Origin of the sequence: Mesorhizobium sp. M0244, from assembly GCF_040321795.1 — a bacterium.
In the GTDB taxonomy this organism is placed as follows: Bacteria; Pseudomonadota; Alphaproteobacteria; order Rhizobiales; family Rhizobiaceae; genus Mesorhizobium.
The window spans coordinates 1-3,331 of sequence record NZ_JAMYSE010000180.1; the positions used below are offsets into that span (position 1 = coordinate 1).

Genomic DNA, 3,331 nt, shown 5'->3' on the forward strand with positions numbered 1-3,331 from the left:
GATGCGCTGATCTTTCACCAGGCCGGTCTGCTGGGCGCGACGGTCCTGACCGGCAATGTTCGGGATTTCGATTACCTCAACCAGCTTGTTCCGTCGGTGCGGGTGATCTTCTACCGGCCGGTGACAGACTTGCGCCCGCAGGGTTGAAAGCCTCTGTGGCAGATATGCCCGTGCACCGTGTTCGTCCAACCTCCTTCAATGACCAGCAGTCTTCAAAAAGGTCGCTGACACTCTCCTGCGACCGTTGAAACGCGGGCGACAACGGCCATTTCTAACGTAAGGACAACAACGACCGATAATGCAAGATTATCGTTCGTTTTATTACGCCGACAGGTTGTGCGTTTTGGCGCGAAAATTCTAGCGCAAAGCGCACCGGCGCTTTACCCTCGAAATCATGATTCGCCTCAATCCCGCGACCGCCGCCCCAGCCGCGCCCCCTGCCCTTCCGGCCTGGGCGCTCGCGCCCGGCCGTAACGCTTGCGACGCCGACGCCGCTTTCCAGGCCGGCGCCGCCTTGGCTTCGCTCGATAGCCTCGCCCGCGCGCAGCCTGCCTGGTCCGGCGCCTGGCGCCAGCGGCTGGCGCTGAAATGCGCCGCCGCCAGCATGCGGCTGGCCGGGCGCGCGGAGGACGAGGCCGCCCTGCGCGACGCGTGGCACCTGCGCCCGGCCGGAGCCGATCCTGGTCCTGCCGGCGCCATCTTCGGCGCTTGGCGGCAGCTCGCGCTCGTGCCGCCAGCCGCCGCTGTCGATCGCCTGGCACGGGTCACCGAGCAACTGGGTCTCCATCGAGACGTCGAGGCGCTGACCGCGCTTTGTGAACACATCGACGACCTGGCGCGCTCGGGGCGGCCGGCGCCGTTCGCCGCGGCAGCGATCGCCGCTCACGTCGTTGCCATGCGGCCCGATGCCGAGCTTTTTGCCTGGTGGCTCGCCGACCTAGTACTGGCGCAAAACCTGCGCTGGCCGCGGCCGCTGCCGCTGCTGCTGGCTCAGGCCTTTGGTCCGGCTTTTCGCGGCGAGGCCGGCGGCGGCAAACGGATCCGGCCCGGCGAAAAAGGGTTTGAGCGCGCGGTCTGCATTGCGCTGGTTCATGCTGCGACGGAGGCCTGCCGGTTGGCGACCGAGCTGTTGCGCCGCGCCGAAAAGCTGCTGGCGGCGGCACCAAAACTGCGCGCCAAAGGCGCCGGCGACGTGATCTTTCTGCTGCTCAGTGAAGACGCCGTCTCGGGCTCGCTGACGACGAAAAACCTGTCGCGGTTTGCGGCGCGCCGCCTGTTCGAGCGGCTGCAACAGCTCGACGCCGTGCGTGAGCTGTCCGGCCGCCCCACCTTCCGCCTGTTTGGACTTTAGCGATGAGCGAAGCGTCCGCCCGCCGCAAGGCAAACGATCAGCCGGCGTTGCTCGACACCGAGCTGGAACATCTGCCGGCGGAATTGCGCTGGCGCGAGTGGATGGGACGCGTCGAAGCGGTGATCTTTGCCGCAAATGAACCGGTGCAGCGAGAGGTGCTGGCGCGGGTTGTTGGGAGAAATTGCAATCTCGAGCTGATCATCGATGACATCCGCGCCGAACTCGCCGGCCGCCCCTATGAGCTGGTGTCAGTCGCTGGCGGCTGGCAGCACCGGACCAGAAAGGTTTTTGGCGATGCCATTCACGCAGCCTTCGGCACGGCCGCGGGGCAGGGGCCGAAAGAACTGTCGCAGTCGGAGGCGCTCGTGCTGATGTGCATTGCATACTTCCAGCCGATCACGCGTGGCGAGCTGTCTTCTTTCTTCGGCAAGGAGGTGTCGCGCGACCTGATCGGCGTGCTGCGCGCGCAGGATCTTATCGCTTCGGGTCCGCGCTCGCCGCAACCTGGCGCGCCCTATACTTATGTGACGACGAAAACTTTTCTCTCGCAGTTCGGGCTCGACACGCTGCGCCAGCTACCGGATTTCGAGGCGCTTGAGGACGCAGGGCTGCTGTCGAAGGAGAAGCTGCTGGCCGGCGATATTCCAGCCGGGCTGGCGAGCGGGGAGGGCGACGGCGAGGACGATGTCGTTGGGGACCAAGCGCCGTGACGGGGGACGTCGTCGCGTTGCGATCCCAGAGACGGTCGATAACTCAGCACCAGGACGACTGGTCGTGCGGCAACCGTTGATCGGGATCGTGAACCGCGACATGGTCGCTGTCGACAAGATTGGCCGGAAAGATCACCAGATTGGTGCCGCCGGCGTGACGCAGCGACGGAAACAGGATGCCGCGAAGTCCGGCGGTGATGACCAGATCCGCGAGCTTCCACGATGGCGGGATCTTCTTGTCGATGCGAGCGACCTGGCGCCAGGCACAATCCCACTCCTTCCACGGGCCGTCCCAGATGTCCGGGTCGAAACCCTGCGAAAGGTCGGCTACCTCGGCGAGCGTGATCTTGTAAGCGGCAAGGGTGGCGGGCGGGGTGATGCTGGCTCCCTGCTTGTATTCATCAAGCGCCGTCTGGGTCGCACGCGACAGATAAAGTGCTTCGATGCCTGGCCGGTTGAAACGACCGCCGTCCATCGCTGCGCCTGCACCGCTGGTGGGCAGGAAAGCCCATTTGGGAGTCAGATAGCGATGGAAGATTTCGTCTGGACCGATGCGGGTGATCCTCACCCGCGCGCACCATTCTCGAGATCCCGGATAAAGGCCAGAACCGCCTCGACCTGGCCGCCCGCGACGAGCTCGGCTGCGGTACGATGGCCATAGTCGGCGATCGGTTCATTGCGGTACCAAAAGATCGCCTTGTTGACGTCGCCGGTGAGTTCCGTCGCCGCCGAGATCACTTTCACCATCTCGCGCATCCGGCCCTGCAGGCGCTCCGATGAGGGATTGCGGAGCGTGTTGCGGTGGACACCGGTCAGTTGGGCCAAGTTGGCCACCTTCACGCCCAGCGCCTGCGACAGGCGCTTCGGCGAGATATAAGGCGTGCGCGGCTCCTGCAGGCTATCGACAAAGCCGGAAATCACCGTGGAATGTGCGAGCTGTGCGTGGGCCATGACAAATCTCCGACCTCTCATATGCACAATATATGCACATTCCGATGCATAGCAAGTGGACGGAGGCCCTACTCCTTCCACCAGACTACTTGCCCTTCTTCATTCCGTAGCGTTTGTTAGCTAGCGGCGGCAATGCGCCCAACCTCGGTCGTTTATTGCGGCCCTGCACGCCCCCTGAAAGCAGATGAGGTGGATGGCTCCCGCTCCCGGCATCTGAGTGCCACAGGAGCCATCCGCCATGCAGATTACCACCGTGGGCCTTGATCTGGCCAAGCGCATTTTTCAGGTTCATGCCGTCGACGCGTCTGGGGGCGTTGTC

The 3,331-nt window shown here is 64.3% G+C and carries 5 protein-coding genes; 2 read left to right on the forward strand and 3 right to left on the reverse strand.

Annotated features, from left to right (window positions below):
- Positions 1-394 precede the first annotated feature (394 nt).
- Together NKJ08_RS38240 and scpB are read left to right on the forward strand one after the other, a co-directional pair.
- Complete coding sequence (locus NKJ08_RS38240; RefSeq protein ID WP_352530541.1) at positions 395-1,351, forward strand: DUF1403 family protein; 957 nt, start codon at positions 395-397, stop codon at positions 1,349-1,351.
- A 2-nt stretch (positions 1,352-1,353) separates the two neighbouring features.
- The gene (gene scpB / locus NKJ08_RS38245) at positions 1,354-2,061 is read left to right on the forward strand and encodes an SMC-Scp complex subunit ScpB (protein WP_352530539.1); all 708 of its coding nucleotides are present in this window, start codon (positions 1,354-1,356) and stop codon (positions 2,059-2,061) included.
- Between the two features lie 43 nt (positions 2,062-2,104).
- Here scpB and NKJ08_RS38250 read toward each other — a convergent pair whose 3' ends face one another.
- The 3 genes from NKJ08_RS38250 to NKJ08_RS38260 form a co-directional block, all read right to left on the reverse strand.
- Positions 2,105-2,629 carry an RES family NAD+ phosphorylase gene (locus NKJ08_RS38250; protein WP_023723120.1) on the reverse strand — a complete coding sequence of 175 codons (525 nt, stop codon included), beginning with the start codon at positions 2,627-2,629 and terminating at the stop codon, positions 2,105-2,107.
- Positions 2,626-3,012, reverse strand: a complete 387-nt coding sequence (locus NKJ08_RS38255) for a hypothetical protein (protein WP_023680933.1) — start codon at positions 3,010-3,012, stop codon at positions 2,626-2,628. The genes NKJ08_RS38250 and NKJ08_RS38255 overlap by 4 nt, the downstream gene beginning before the upstream one ends.
- Positions 3,013-3,097: 85 nt before the next feature.
- Positions 3,098-3,331: hypothetical protein (locus NKJ08_RS38260; protein ID WP_352786329.1), on the reverse strand; the 234-nt coding region annotated here is incomplete at its 5' end.

Bases quoted from the DNA above. Each gene is read 5' to 3' on its own strand.
- NKJ08_RS38240 (WP_352530541.1), top strand. From the start codon at position 395: ATGATTCGCCTCAATCCCGCGACCGCCGCCCCAGCCGCGCCCCCTGCC.
- scpB (WP_352530539.1), top strand. From the start codon at position 1,354: ATGAGCGAAGCGTCCGCCCGCCGCAAGGCAAACGATCAGCCGGCGTTG.
- NKJ08_RS38255 (WP_023680933.1), bottom strand. From the start codon at position 3,012: ATGGCCCACGCACAGCTCGCACATTCCACGGTGATTTCCGGCTTTGTC.